The organism is Streptomyces sp. NPDC023481 (assembly GCF_055560195.1).
The window spans coordinates 63526-76836 of sequence record NZ_JBVHJE010000026.1; the positions used below are offsets into that span (position 1 = coordinate 63526).

A 13311-nucleotide genomic window follows, 5' to 3' on the forward strand; every position below is an offset into this window, starting at 1 on the left:
TTCGTCGCGGGCGGGTGCCCGTCCGTGCCGGGAGTCACCGACTCCGGTGCGCCGACCCCGATGTTCGGTTCTGTTGCATTGCAGCGCCTCCCCGTGGAACGCCTGCTGGCGTCGAGGTGACGGCAGTGGAGTGATACATGGGATGGATACGGTGAGGTGCGTCCCGCTGTCCTCACCGTGACGCGCTGGGGTCAACTCGCCGATGCCCTTGCTGATGCAAGGGGAGCATGCCCCTGCGGGACGGGCCGGTCAAGAGTCACGACACGCAACTGGCGTAACTAACATAGGATGTCTCAAGGGCGGGAGGTGTCGTCTCGCACTGGTCATTGAGGCGCTGTCGGAACTCTTGACTGTGTGGTTGTGAACCCGTTTCCTGAGTTTTGCGTTTGGTTGTGCGTCATCCTGGTGGATGTGATGGCGGGGAGGGGCGCACAACGAGGCGCCTCTTCGGGAAAACGCTGAACCGTCCGGGGTTCGGCAACCTTTTCGCGAGCGGTGGCCACTGAGGAGTGAACCATCCATCGCTCTCCTCGGAACGGACGGACATGAGCACAGCGAGGCAGGTCGCGCGGGAGCGCAGGCGCAAGCGCAGAATGATGTGGGGCACGCTGACACTGGTCGCCGCGAGTGTGGTCTGCCTGGTGATGGCCCTGCTGCCCGACGGCAAGTCCGACGCGAGGGCGGCGGCGAGCACGACCGTCGCCGCCGGCGAAGCGACGGCGGACGCGGCGCATCCGCTGTCCACCCCGTCCGCGAAGGGGACGGCGTCCCCGGGGCCGTCGGCGTCCCGGAGCGCGGCCACCGCCTCCCCGAAGCCGTCCAGGACCACCGTGAAGAAGAAGCCCGCACCGGCCAGGACCACACCCGCGGCGAACACCGGATCCACCACGGCCTCGCTCGCCGGACGCATCAAGCCGGGCACCGACTACCAGGGTGTGGCCACCGCGTACGATGCCGGCGTCGGGGACGGTGCCTGCGGGTTCGGCCCCAGCTCCGACATGATGATCGGGGCGATGAACACCACCGACTACGAGACGGCCAGGGCCTGCGGGGCGTACGTGCACGTCCGGGCGGCGAACGGCCGCTCCGTCACCGTCCGGATCACCAACGAGTGCCCGCTGCCCTGCGCGCCCGGCCAGATCGACCTCAGCCGGCAGGCGTTCTCCCAGCTCGGTGACCTCCATCTCGGCCGGATCGCGATCACCTGGAACCTGGTCAGCCCGGCCAACCCCGGCACCCTCTCGGTCCGCTACAAGACCGGCTCCAGCCCGTACTGGTGTGGCATCCAGGTCCTCGGCCACCGCAACCCGGTGGCGGCACTGGAGGTCCGCACCCCGGCGGGCTGGCGGCGGTTGGGCCGCACCTCCTACGACTACTTCCTGTCCGCCGACGGCACCGGCTGCGGCGGCGCGATCCGGATCACCGACATCTACGGGCAGCAGCTGACCGTGAACGGCATCGCGATCAGACCGAACGCCGTCCAGCCCGCCGGCGTCCAGTTCGCCCAGCACTGACCCACGCCACGCGAGGCCCTGATCCGTCAGTGCGGCGACTCCGCCGGCGAAGTACGTCCCAGTGGGGGCGTCTCGCCGGAGCGCAGGTGTTCCCTGAGCCACTGCTCGGTGCTGCTCACGTGCAGCAGTGCGGCGGCCTGGCTCAGGGAGGCGTCGCGGGTGGTCAGTGCGTCGAAGATCGCCTGGTGCTCGGCGAGGGTGCGGGCCGAGGCCTGGGTGTCGACCAGACCGCGCCAGATGCGGGCGCGCAGGGTGCGGCCGGAGATGCCCTCCAGGAGGGTGAGGAGGGTCTCGTTGCCGGTGGCCGAGATGACGGCGCGGTGGAAGGCGGCGTCGTGGGCGTTGAGCAGTTCGACGTCGTCCCGGGCCTCGCGCATGGCTTCCAGGTGCCGCTTCACCTCGGCCAGCTGCTCGTTCGTGATCCGGGCGGCCGCAAGGGCGGTGGCGACCGGTTCGAGGAGCCGTCGTACCTCCATGAGGTCCCGCAGGGCACCCGAGTCGATCTGCAGGAGTTCCACGGCGCCGCCCAGACCCTCCAGGAGGAGGCTCGGCTGCAGACTGGTCACGTACGTGCCGTCGCCTCGCCGGACCTCCAGGACGCGGGCGACGGCCAGCGCCTTGACCGCCTCACGGGCCAGGTTGCGGGACAGCCCCAGCTGGGCCGCCAGATCCTGCTCGGGCGGCAGCTTCGAGCCCGGGGGCAGCGCACCGGTGCGGATCAGCTCGCGGATCTGCGCTATGGCCCTGTCCGTCAAAGACACCGCGAACTCCCTCCGGCAGCGTTCGCCGTGGGCACGTCCGATCTGATCAGCCCCTGGGCGCGGAGACCGTCCCTGAGGCCGTCGGGGAGGTGCCGACGGTGGAGTTCCACGTTCCGTACCACCTGTTCCGGGTTCCGCATACCGAGGGTGACGCTGATGATAGCGGGGTGCCCGAGGGGGGAGGCGATCGCCTGCTGCCCTTCCCGGCAGAGGTGTGAAAGAGACATGCACCGGCGCGCACAGGCGCCGGTGCACGCTTCGATCGGGCGGGCCGCCGTTCAGAGGGCGACGATCTGCCAGTCCTGGTTGGCGCCGTCGCCGACAGGCCACTGGATCACGGAGGCACCGTCGTTGGGCGAGGCGTCCTTGACGTCGGCACACCAGCCGTTGCGGACGTTGACGAGCCGGTAGTAGCCGCTGCTCCTGGAGGGGACCAGCTTCCACCACTGGTTGTCGCCGGCGGTGTCGGTCGACTGGTCGAGGTCGGTACCCTGGGCGGAACCACCGGGGCTCTCGAGGACCTTGCCGCTCCTGACGTTGGCCAGCCGGTAGGAACCGTCGGCGTTCGGCAGCAGCTTCCACTGCTGGTTGGTACCACCGGTCCAAGGCCACTGGATCACGTGGGCGCCGTCGTCGGGCGAGGCGTCCTTGACGTCCAGCACCTTGCCGCTGTTGCGGTTGACCAGCTTGAAGGTGCCGAGGTCCGCGGCGAAGGGCCGGTCGTAGACCTCCAGGTTGCGGATGGAGGCCCACGCCCCGGAGGGCAGTCCGGTGACGGTGACCCGCACGTACCGCGCCTGTGCACGGAACTGCGCGACCTGGACCTGGCTGGTGCCGGTGGTGGCCGTACGGTCGGCGAGGACGGTCCAGGTGGTGTTGTCCGTGGAACCCTCGATCCGGTACCGGTAGTTGGTGTTGTCGCTCTCCCAGGCGATGCGGGTGCCGGTCAGGGAGCGGGTGGAGCCGAGGTCGACCTTGAGCCAGTGGCCGGTGTTGCCGTCGTTCGCGCACCAGCGGGTCGAGGTGGACCCGTCCACGGCGGCGGCGGCGTCGTGGCCCTTGGAGCTCTCCACGCTGTCCGCGGTGGCGGTCCTGCCGGCCGCGATGTCGGCCGGCTGCACGGAGCGGTCCAGCGTGACGCCGACGACGCTGTCCTGCGGATGGGTGGTGCGGTCGACGCCGGTGATCGCGACCCGGCCGTCACCGCCGACGGTGTACGGCAGGTTGGCGCCGGAGCGCACGTCGAAGACGCGGGTGACCTGGGCGTCCCCGATCGACGGGGTGGTGAAGGAGGTGCCGCCGTAGCCGGGCAGGAGGTGGATGTAGAAGGTGTTGTCCTTGCAGGTGAAGCCGTACTGGCCGTCGACGGGATTCCACGGGCCGCCGCGCGTGGCGTAGACGGACTGGCCGCAGGCGGTCATGAAGGTGCCGATCTGGCGCAGCAGGTTCGCCTGGCCCGAGGAGACGGTGCCGTGCCGGTCCGGACCGACGTTGACCATCGCGGTCATGTTGCGCACCCAGCAGTTGACCAGGATGTTCATGGCGGTGCTGTAGCTCATCACCTTGCCGTCGGAGTTGTAGCCCCAGGAGCTGCCGACGGTGAAGACCTTCTCGGTGAGACTGCCGGTGCGTATCGCCCCGGTGGGTACCGAGGGACCCTCGTCGTTGACGTAGTCGCCCATCCAGCCGGACCGCAGGTTGGCGACGATGTCCGGCTGGTGCTTGCGCACCATGCCCATCAGCCCGAGCGGCCTGCCGTCGGCGTCCGTCTCGCCGTAACCGGCGTCCACCGGCCACTGGTTGGCGGTGTCCCGGTACTGGCCGGGCTCCCAGAAGAACGCGGCGTCGGCGTCGCTGCCCTTCTCCGCCAGCCAGCCCCCGTCCCACCACAGGTCGTCGATGGTGCCGTACTGGGTGACCAGCTCCTTGACGGACTCGTAGACCTCGGTCTTCATGATCCGCGCGTTCTCCTTGTGCGCGGGGTCGGTGGTGTAGTTCCAGGGGTTGGGCGCGCAGTCGGTGCCGTGGACGTCGTAGTAGCCGGGGTAGCGCCAGTTGATCGGCGAGTAGTAGAGGCCGACCTTCAGGCCGGCCGCCCGTACGGCCGCGACGTAGTCCTTGACGAAGTCCCGGGTGAGCGGGGCCTGTCCGGAGTTCCAGCTGCCCGGGTGCTTCACCGGCCACAGGGCGAAACCGTCGTGGTGACGGGTCGTCAGCGTCACGTACCTCGCCCCGAAGTCCTTCGCCAACTGCGCCCAGGCGGCCGGGTCGTAGGCATCGGCGGTGAACTGCTCACCGGTGGCGTCGGTGACGTACTTCCGGTAGTCGGAGGGGGTGACGGGCGCGTTGTGCATCCACCACTCGCCCTTGGCCGGGCCGGAGTACACGCCCCAGTGGATGAACATGCCCAGCTTGGCGTCCTGCAGCCACTGGATCCTGGAGTCGGGCTGCTGCTCCAGGCCCATGTCGGTCTTGGGGATGCGCAGGGGTGGGAGTGGCAGGGGGTCGGCCGTCGCGGCGTACGCGGGCGTCGCCACCCCGACGGAGCCGACCGCGGCGGCCACCGTCATGGCCGCCATGCCGGCGAGAACCGACCTGCGCGAGAGGGATTCCGGCACCGTGGTTCCTCCTGTTGGATTGTCAGAGGCTCGCCGTGGTCGGCGACGTCGAGCGAGGCGGCGGCGCGGGGCGGCCGGTGGGCCCGGGGGCCATGAGCACGCCGACACCTGCCTCACTCTTCCCCGAATACATAGGATGGATTAACGAATATGCGTGGCGCTTGTGTCTAGGGTTGTGACACGGCTTCTTGCGAACTGGCTGATAGCGCGCCGAAGAAGTCCTCGCTCGACGAGTCGGACATCGGATGAATCTGAGGAAGGCTCAGATCCGCGGCGTTCGGGTCGGATCCGTCGACAGCGTTGACGGGATCCCCGCCGGGCCCTACGGTGCTCCAGCAGAAACGCACAGCTTCTGACATTTATCCAAGTCTCTGGGTGGGATGAGCCGCCACCTGTGAGGAGCCAGGAACCCCATGCTCCCTCGTGTCCGCTTGCTCCTGTCGGCCGTCCTCCTGACCGCGCTCGGGCTTCTCTGTGCCGGTACACCCGCGCAGGCCGCCTCCGTCACCGTCACCAACGCGACCCAGTTCACCGACACCACCGGCGCGGTGGTCCACGCCCACGGCGGGGGCGTCATCAAGGTCGGCACGTACTACTACTGGTTCGGCGAGAACCGCAATCCCGACAACTCCTTCAGGTACGTCTCGGTCTACCGGTCCACCGACCTGAAGACGTGGGAGTTCCGCAACAACGTCCTCACCCGGAGCAGCGCCGCCGAGCTGGCCTCCGCCAACATCGAGCGGCCGAAGGTCGTGTACAACAACGCCACCCACAAGTACGTCATGTGGATGCACAAGGAACTTGCCACCGACTACACCCAGGCCCGCACCGCCGTCGCGGTGTCGGACACGGTCGACGGCGACTACACCTACCTGGGCAGCTTCCGGCCGCTCGGCATCACCTCGCGCGACCTGACCCTGTACCAGGACACCGACGGCACGGCCTACCTGGTCTCCTCCGCCAACGAGAACGCCGACCTCGACATCTTCAGACTGACGGCCGACTACACCGGGGTCGACAGCCTGGTCGCCAACCCGTGGCCCGGCACCTACCGCGAGGCTCCCGCGCTGTTCAAGCGGGGCGGCGTCTACTTCATGCTCACCTCCGCCAACAGCGGTTGGAAGCCGAACCAGCAGAGGTACGCCACCGCCACCAGCCTCGCGGGCCCGTGGACGGCCATGACGGACGTCGGCAACGACACGGCGTACGGCTCCCAGACGGCCTTCGTCCTCCCCGTCCAGGGCACCGGGGGCACCTCGTACCTGTACATGGGGGACCGGTGGGGCAACTCGATGGGCGGCACGGTCGAGGACTCCCAGTACGTCTGGCTGCCGCTCACCTTCCCCACCGGCACGACCATGGACCTGCCGTGGTACCCGCAGGTCTCCCTCGACACGGCCGCCGGAACGGTCACCGGCGCCGGCGGAGACCCCTCCTTCTCCCTCGTCGCCCGGCACAGTGGCAGGTGCGTCGACGTCTCGGACAACTCCGCCGCCGACGGCGCGGTCGTCCTTCAGTACGACTGCAACGGCGGCCTCAACCAGCAGTGGCGGCTGACGGACGCCGGCGGCGGCTACGTCCAGGTCATCGCCGAGCACAGCGGCAAGTGCCTGGACGTCTCGGGCGCCTCCACGGCGGACGGAGCCTACGTGAACCAGTACCGCTGCAACGGCGCCACCAACCAGCAGTGGCTGCTGCAGGACCAGGGCAACGGCTACGACCGCCTCGTCGCCCGGCACAGCGGCAGATGCCTGGACATCAAGGACGCCGCGACCGCCAACGGCTCCCGCCTCATCCAGTGGCCCTGCGGCACCGGCACCAACCAGCAGTTCCAGAAGCGCAGCACGTGACGGCCCGGACGCTGAGCCGGGCCTGGCGGCGGCTCTGCCGCCCGGTCACCGCGAACCGCATGGCGATCCCGCACGCGGACGGCTTCCGCGTGCGGGATCGCAGGCTCAGGTCGTACGGGTCAGCTGGTCGTCACGGCGGTGTCGTCCACGACGAAGCTGGTCTGCAGCGAGGAGTCCTCCACGCCGTTGAACTTCAGGGTGACCGTCTGACCCGCGAGCGAGGACAGGTCGAAGGTCTTCTGGCTGAAGCCGGACGCCGCGTTGGCGTTCGAGTACGACGCCAGGGTCGTGGAGCCGGCGGTCACGGTCAGCTTGTCGTAAGCGGTACTGCCGCTCTCCGCCGTGTCGATGTGCAGGTAGAAGGTCAGGCTGGCCTTGCAGCCGGCCGGGATCGTCACCGACTGGGACAGGGTGTCGGTGTGCGAGGAGCCGTAGCCGTCCAGCCACGCCTTGTAGGAGCCGCTGTGCGCGGCCTCACCGCTGTCGTTGGTGATGACACCGCTGGTCGTGCTCCAGCCGGTGCTGCCGGACTCGAAGCCGGGGTTGGCCAGCAGCTGGGAGGAGGTGCAGCCGCCGCCCCCGCCGGAGCCGACGGTCCAGGTGAAGGAGGTCGAGCCGGAGGCACCGGTGGAGTCGGTCGCGGTGACCGTCACCTGGTAGGTGCCCGCAGTGGACGCGGTGCCGGAGATCAGGCCGGTGGAGCTGTTGATGGACAGGCCGGTGGGCAGGCCCGTGGCCTTGTAGGTGAGCGCGGCACCGCCGCTGTCGGTGGCCCTGATCTGCAGGCTGACCGAGCTTCCGGTGGTGGTGGACTGGCTGCCGGGATTGGTGACGGACACGGTGTTGCCGCCGCCCCCGCCGCCGGACGTGAACGCGGCGGTGCCGTTCGGGGTGCCCCAGCCGGTCGGGCCGTCGTAGCCGGTGCCCGCGGTGCAGAAGTACGACGGGGAGCAGCTGCCGTTGTTGCCGCTGGTGACGTCGTACAGGTTGCTCGTGTGGGAGTACGGGTACTTCGCCGGGTAGTCGCTCGCGCCGGGCGTGCCCGCGAGGGCGTAGACCGAGGCGATGATCGGCGAAGAGGCGCTGGTGCCGCCGTAGACCGCCCAGCCGGAGCCGCCGTAGGTGTCGTAGACCGCCACACCGGTGGCCGGGTCGGCGACGGCCGAGACGTCGGCCTCCATGCGCTTGGAGCAGCCGGTGTCGGTCTGCCAGCTCGGCTTGGGGTCGTAGGCGGAGCAGCCGGAGCCGGTGCCCTCGGTGGAGTTGGTGTGCCACACCGACTCGCTCCAGCCACGGGAATTGGAGGAGGTCGTCAGCGCGGTGCCGCCGACGGCGGTCACGTACTGGGACGTCGCCGGGTACTCGGCGCCGTAGGCGGAGTCACCGGAGGAGACGGTGATCGCGACGCCCGGGTGCTTGAAGTACTGGGTGTCCTCGCTGGTCTGGGTCGAGGACTCGGAGCCGCCCCAACTGTTGGAGACGAACTTGGCGCCGAGGGAGACGGCCTCGTTCTCGGCGATGCCGAGGTCGGTGTCGTTCGCGGAGTTGGCCTCGACCAGGACGATGCTGCAGTTCGGGCAGACCGCGCTGACCATGTCGATGTCGAGCATCTCCTCGCCGGCCCAGCCGCTGTCGTTGGTCGGCAGCGAGGTGGTGGAACCGGTCTGGCTGACCTGCTTGAAGCAGCCGTTGGCCTTGGTGCAGGCGGACAGGCCGTAGGTGGAGCGGTAGGTGGCCAGGTCCGATTCGGCGTTCGGGTCGTTGTAGGCGTCCACGATGCCGACCGTCATGCCCGAACCGGCCGCGGTGGGCAGGTTGTAGGCGCTGTGCAGGTTGGCCGGGGAGAGGCCGGAGGGCGCGGCGGCGGCGAGCGCCGAGGCCAGGCGCTGCTTGATGTCGGTGCGGCGCTGGGCGAAGCAGGACGCGTGGCCCGGCTTGGCGGTGGCGCACAGGTGCCGGGTCGGCACCTTCTGGCCGGCCTTGCCGGTGGAGTGGTAGGTCTGCCGGCTCGGGTCGGTCAGCGCCTTGGCGTTCTGCGTGACCTTGGAGAGGTGCGGCTGCGCTGCGGCGGCCTGGGCGCCGGCCGAAGGTGCCGCGTAGAGCCCGGCGACGGCTAGGGAGAGGGCGGGGAAAGCGACGGCGACGAGTCTTCGCAGGCTGCGTCTCCGGCTGTTGGGGCGTGACTCACGCATGGGGTACTGCCTCCATCGGGAAGTGGGGGTTCTCGCCCTGGGTGGGCAGGCCCGTGACGTGCACAGCGGCGGTGATGCAGTCATGGACATGACATTCCGACACGGATGGTGATGTGCGTGACGGAACGTGAGAGGAAGGTAACTCCGCCTCGATGGCGGCCGACAGTGCCGGAGGGGATTCTTTACCGCTTCATAGGTCTTGGCAGGAAGTCGGCTTGCCTCCGGATAAGGCTTGGGCACGGCGAGACGTTCCTGCGGTTCGGCCGGGGGCTTGTTCTTGAGGGGGCGTCACCAGGCACGGAGGGCCGGAGGGGAAGGACTCCGGCCTGCGGCCTGGATCACCGCGTCTGCCTCGCCGTGCGGCCGGGCTGTCCGGGCCTCACAGGCCGATCGCTCCGTCGATGCGTTCGCGGAGCAGGTCGGCGTGGCCGTTGTGGCGGGCGTACTCCTCGATCATGTGGAGGAGTACCCAGCGCAGCGACACGGTTCCGCGCCAGGAGTCGACGCCCTCGACGTCCAGGTCGGGTGCCTCGGCGACGAACCGCTCGGCGAACGCCACCTCGGTCCGCCAGGCCTTCCACGCCGCTGCGACGAGCCCCGGGTCGTCCGTGACGCCGTCGAAGTCCCCGTCGGGGTCGGCCGTCGAGGAGAACAGAGCGGGCGCGTCCTGTCCGGCCAGTACCCGGCGGTACCAGCGGCGTTCCACATCGGCGAGGTGCCGGACCAGGCCGAGCAGCGAGAGCGTGGACGGCTCCACGAACCGCACGGACAGCTCGGGGCCCAGTCCGGAGCACTTCACTTCCAGCGTGGCGCGCTGGGCGCCCAGGACGTCGACGAGCATGCGCCGTTCGTCGCCGGTCGTCGGGCCGGTGAACCTGCGACCGCTGTCGGCGCCGCGGAACAGCTCGCCTCTCCTGGTGGGTTCGCTCATGGCCGCCCTTCAGCTCGTGTCGGTCCGTGCGGCGGTGACCGCCACGGTCGCGTACCGCATCGTGAATTCGCCGCCCATCGCCTCGTCTCGTCATCTCCCGGGACGAGTTGCGGGCCCGGCTGCGCCAGGCCACGCCGACCGGCGTACCGGTGCTGACCGAGGCCACGGCCGTGATCGCCTCCTACCTCGCCGGCGAGAGCGAGCTGGGGCGCCTCGCGGCCGATGCGGACGTCGACACGCTCGCTGCGACGCTGGTCGGCGCGGCGCATCTGCTGTTCGCCGACCGGGAAGGCACCCCGCCGGACACCGCGGCCCTCGGCAGGGTCGTCACCACCGTCCTCGCGGGCGTCGTGCAAGAGGCGTGAACGCCGGTCAGGGCTTCACGGCGTGCAGGATCCGCATGCCCCGGGAGTCGGCGGTGTCGCGGCGGACGTCGAGTCCCGCCGAACGGCACTGTTCGACCAGCCGGGAGGATGCGATCCGCAGCTTGGGGTAGCTGCTCACCCGCTGCTGCCAGGAGCCGTTCGTCCGGATGTGGAGCAGGTCGTGGACGATCACCGTGTCCTCGTCGCGGTACTCGAGGAAGCAGGTGAGCAGCCGGTCGTCACTGCTGCGGACGGGGAGGAAACGGTCCGTGTCGCGCGGCTCCGCCGTGAGGTCGCGGTAGGTGACGACGAGGTGCCCGCCCGGGAGGAGGGCATGGGTGATGCGGCCGAGCAGCACGGGCAGGTCCGCCTTGGACGGGAGGTGGGTCAGCGTGTCGCCCATGCAGACGACGGCCGCGACCGTGCCCGGCTCGGCCGCCTCGGGCAGGACGGTGCGGATGTCGCCGTGCACCGGCCGCACCGCCGCCCCGGTGTTCCGCACCGAGGAGACGAGCTCGTCCAGCAGCCGGCGGCTGCTGTCGACGGCGATCACGGGAGAGAAGCCGAGGCGGACCAGCGCCAGCGTCTGCGCACCGGAACCGCACCCCAGGTCGATGGCCGTGCCGCAGTCTTCGCCACCCGCCAGGCCGAGTTCCGCGAGCAGCGCGGCCTGCCGGTCCGCGACCTCGTGGACGTCGCCGCCCAGCATCCAGGTGTAGTGCTCGGCGAGCAGCCGCTCGTAGTGGGCGACGGCGGTACCCGTCTCGGTGGTCATGGTGTGTTCCTCCGGGGTGTCGGTGCGCCACGTCGTCGGCCGGTCTGCGTGAGCAGCGAGGCGTCGGGCCAGGTGAAGCGGAGCTTGGCGGGGGAGCCCGTGAGCCTGGACGGTACGTCACCCGGGGGTGACACCGGCGCCCTCTCGACGCAGGTCCCGCCCAGGGCTCGGCAGAACTCCCGGGCCGCCGTGTCCTGTTCGAGCACCCACAGGTACAGGGCGTCGCCCGTCGCGCGTTCGACGACCCTTCGCGCGGCATGGGAGAGCAGCGCGGTGCCGAGGCCCGTCCGCCGTCGGTGCCGGATCACGTGCAGATGGTCGACAAGGCTGCCCCAACGGCCGTCCTCGTCGAGGACGACGTGGACGAACCCCGCGATCCCGGTGTCGTCCTCGGCCACGACCGTCGCGCCGCCACCACTCGGGGCGGAAAGGCGCGAGGACCAGACGGACCTCCGGTCGGCCACCGCGTCGCCGTCCAGGAACGCGTCGGAGTACGCGCCGCGGTAGTGCCGACGCCAGCTGTCGGCGTGCAGCAGCGCCATGTTCTCGGCATTGCCGGGCCCCGCTGCCCGCAGCCGTAACGACGCCGTGGGTGAGCCGGGTGGGGCCGAGGCGGCGCGCAGGCGGCGCGTGGCCAGCTCGCTCGCCGCCTGCGCCGGGGCCTGGTCGCGGCGTCGCGCGGTCTCCAGCAGGTCGTCGACGGTGTCCTCGATCGCGCGGACCCGAGCGCGGGCCTCGTCGGCACTGGCGCCGTGGAGTTCGGTGCTGACGGCGTTGATGACTCCTCCCGCGCTCGCGACGTAGTCCGGCACCCAGGTGATGTCGCGCCGGTGCAGCAGGTCTGCGACGTCGGGGGTGGCGAGCTGGTCGTTCGCCGGCCCGACCACGGCACGGCAGCGCAGCTCCGCCACGGTCCGCCTGGTCAGGACGGAGCCGAGGGCCGCAGGGATCACGATGTCCACGTCAGCGGCGAGGATCTCCTCGGGCGACCGCCAGACCGCGCCGAGCTCGTCGCAGACCCTCCGTTTGCCGGGGTCGATGTCGGTCACCGTCAGGACGGCTCCCTCGCCGGCCAGCAGGCGAGCGAGGTGGGCGCCGACGCGGCCCAGACCGACCACGGCGAGCCTGCGGCCGTCCAGACTCGCGCTGCCGAACAGCCGTCGGCTGACGGCCCGCAGCGCGGCGAGCGTCCCCTGCGCGGTGTGCGGGGAGGAGTCGCCGCTGCCGCCCAGACGCACCGGCCGGCAGAACACATGGGGGGTGGTCTCCCCGATCACCGCCATGTCGTCGGGGCCGGTCCCGACATCCGGTCCGGTGGAGTACGCCCCGCCCAGCGAGTCGACGACATCTGCCACGTCACGCAGCACGTCATGGCGCCGGCCGGGATCGAGCTCCCTCCCCTCCGGTAGTGCCACGACGGCCTTCCCGCCACCGCTGGGCAGCCCAGCGACGGCGAACTTCGAGGTCATCGCCGCCGACAGGCGAAGGGCGTCGGTGAGGCCGTCCCGCCAGTCGGGGTAGTGCCAGAGCCGTAGGCCGCCGGCCGCCGGACCGAGTGCCGTGGAGTGAACGGCCACGATCACCGGAAGGCCCGAGCGGCGACCGGTGCGGACAGCGACCTGCTCGTGATCGAGCATGAGCCCGCCTCCCCCTTTCTTTGTTCGGTGAGATGCAGCCATGCTGCACGAACGATTGATGGGGAAGGATCTCAACCGAACGTTTGAGTGAAGATGGGCTATGGTTGCCGACCATGGACGAACTTGATTCGGAGATTGTCCGGCTCCTCCAGACAGATGCGCGGCAGTCCAACCGCGAACTCGCTCGGCAACTCGGCATCGCCCCCTCGACCTGTCTGGAGCGCGTTCGGGCGCTCCACCGCCGGGGCGTCATCCGCGGCTACCACGCCGACATCGACCCCGCGGCCCTCAACCGCAGCGTCCAGGCGCTCGTGTCCGTTCAGGTACGCCCCCTCAGCCGCGGTGTCATCGACGCCTTCAAGGTCTTCGCCAGCGGCCTGACGGAAGTCCTCCACGTGTTCGTGCTCTCCGGAGGCGACGACTTCCTCCTTCACGTCGCGGTGCAGGATCTCGACCACCTGCACGCCTTCCTGACCGACCGGCTCAGCAAGCGCGGTGAAATCACCGGCTTCCGCACCTCGGTCATCTTCCAGCAGGTGAGCGACACGGCCCCGGCACGCCTTCCCGCGCCCGACTAGGTCCTTTCTTTCGGATCAGGTCGGCCTGGGGCGGCGGTGCCTTTCGGCTGACCCGAGCGGGGTCTGGTGCGTGCAGCTGCAAGGCGGAGG

9 protein-coding genes and 1 pseudogene are annotated in these 13311 nt (G+C 70.0%); 4 read left to right on the forward strand and 6 right to left on the reverse strand.

The features are described from left to right. Positions 1 to 545 precede the first annotated feature (545 nt). Entirely contained in the window at positions 546 to 1514 is a 969-nt protein-coding gene (locus ACZ3ZD_RS35120; RefSeq protein WP_467406851.1) for an expansin EXLX1 family cellulose-binding protein, read from the forward strand. Between the two features lie 26 nt (positions 1515 to 1540). Here ACZ3ZD_RS35120 and ACZ3ZD_RS35125 read toward each other — a convergent pair whose 3' ends face one another. Both ACZ3ZD_RS35125 and ACZ3ZD_RS35130 read right to left on the reverse strand, forming a co-directional pair. Beyond that, the gene (locus ACZ3ZD_RS35125) at positions 1541 to 2275 is read right to left on the reverse strand and encodes a FadR/GntR family transcriptional regulator (protein WP_467406854.1); all 735 of its coding nucleotides are present in this window, start codon (positions 2273 to 2275) and stop codon (positions 1541 to 1543) included. A gap of 278 nt (positions 2276 to 2553) precedes the next feature. After that, complete coding sequence (locus tag ACZ3ZD_RS35130; protein WP_467406856.1) at positions 2554 to 4893, reverse strand: alpha-L-fucosidase; 2340 nt, start codon at positions 4891 to 4893, stop codon at positions 2554 to 2556. A 413-nt stretch (positions 4894 to 5306) separates the two neighbouring features. Between ACZ3ZD_RS35130 and ACZ3ZD_RS35135 the strand changes: the two genes are divergently transcribed. Continuing rightward, positions 5307 to 6743, forward strand: coding sequence for an RICIN domain-containing protein (locus ACZ3ZD_RS35135; protein WP_467406858.1), 1437 nt, complete (start codon positions 5307 to 5309; stop codon positions 6741 to 6743). A 119-nt stretch (positions 6744 to 6862) separates the two neighbouring features. Here ACZ3ZD_RS35135 and ACZ3ZD_RS35140 read toward each other — a convergent pair whose 3' ends face one another. Together ACZ3ZD_RS35140 and ACZ3ZD_RS35145 are read right to left on the reverse strand one after the other, a co-directional pair. Continuing rightward, positions 6863 to 8935 (reverse strand): putative Ig domain-containing protein, encoded by a 2073-nt coding sequence (locus tag ACZ3ZD_RS35140; RefSeq protein WP_467406861.1) that lies wholly within the window; start codon positions 8933 to 8935, stop codon positions 6863 to 6865. 379 nt (positions 8936 to 9314) lie between these two features. Continuing rightward, positions 9315 to 9866, reverse strand: a complete 552-nt coding sequence (locus ACZ3ZD_RS35145; RefSeq protein WP_467406863.1) for a DinB family protein — start codon at positions 9864 to 9866, stop codon at positions 9315 to 9317. 86 nt (positions 9867 to 9952) lie between these two features. Between ACZ3ZD_RS35145 and ACZ3ZD_RS35150 the strand changes: the two are divergent. Further along, positions 9953 to 10231: pseudogene (locus ACZ3ZD_RS35150) on the forward strand (TetR/AcrR family transcriptional regulator); the annotation flags it as partial. Positions 10232 to 10238: 7 nt separating this feature from the next. Here the strand turns inward: ACZ3ZD_RS35150 and ACZ3ZD_RS35155 are convergent. After that, on the reverse strand, positions 10239 to 11006 hold the full coding sequence (locus tag ACZ3ZD_RS35155; protein WP_467406867.1) for a class I SAM-dependent methyltransferase: 768 nt from the start codon (positions 11004 to 11006) through the stop codon (positions 10239 to 10241). After that, positions 11003 to 12643 carry a GNAT family N-acetyltransferase gene (locus tag ACZ3ZD_RS35160; protein WP_467406869.1) on the reverse strand — a complete coding sequence of 547 codons (1641 nt, stop codon included), beginning with the start codon at positions 12641 to 12643 and terminating at the stop codon, positions 11003 to 11005. Before ACZ3ZD_RS35160 ends, ACZ3ZD_RS35155 begins: the two co-directional genes overlap by 4 nt. 113 nt (positions 12644 to 12756) lie before the next feature. Here ACZ3ZD_RS35160 and ACZ3ZD_RS35165 point away from each other — a divergent pair, with 113 nt between their 5' ends. After that, positions 12757 to 13221: an Lrp/AsnC family transcriptional regulator gene (locus tag ACZ3ZD_RS35165; RefSeq protein WP_467406872.1), complete on the forward strand. Its 465-nt coding sequence runs from the start codon at positions 12757 to 12759 to the stop codon at positions 13219 to 13221. The last annotated feature ends 90 nt before the right edge of the window (positions 13222 to 13311 follow it).

Excerpts from the sequence above, each read along its gene's own strand:
- ACZ3ZD_RS35120 (WP_467406851.1), top strand. The coding sequence starts at position 546 with ATGAGCACAGCGAGGCAGGTCGCGCGGGAGCGCAGGCGCAAGCGCAGA.
- ACZ3ZD_RS35135 (WP_467406858.1), top strand. The coding sequence starts at position 5,307 with ATGCTCCCTCGTGTCCGCTTGCTCCTGTCGGCCGTCCTCCTGACCGCG.
- ACZ3ZD_RS35140 (WP_467406861.1), bottom strand. The coding sequence starts at position 8,935 with ATGCGTGAGTCACGCCCCAACAGCCGGAGACGCAGCCTGCGAAGACTC.
- ACZ3ZD_RS35145 (WP_467406863.1), bottom strand. The coding sequence starts at position 9,866 with ATGAGCGAACCCACCAGGAGAGGCGAGCTGTTCCGCGGCGCCGACAGC.
- ACZ3ZD_RS35155 (WP_467406867.1), bottom strand. The coding sequence starts at position 11,006 with ATGACCACCGAGACGGGTACCGCCGTCGCCCACTACGAGCGGCTGCTC.
- ACZ3ZD_RS35160 (WP_467406869.1), bottom strand. The coding sequence starts at position 12,643 with ATGCTCGATCACGAGCAGGTCGCTGTCCGCACCGGTCGCCGCTCGGGC.
- ACZ3ZD_RS35165 (WP_467406872.1), top strand. The coding sequence starts at position 12,757 with ATGGACGAACTTGATTCGGAGATTGTCCGGCTCCTCCAGACAGATGCG.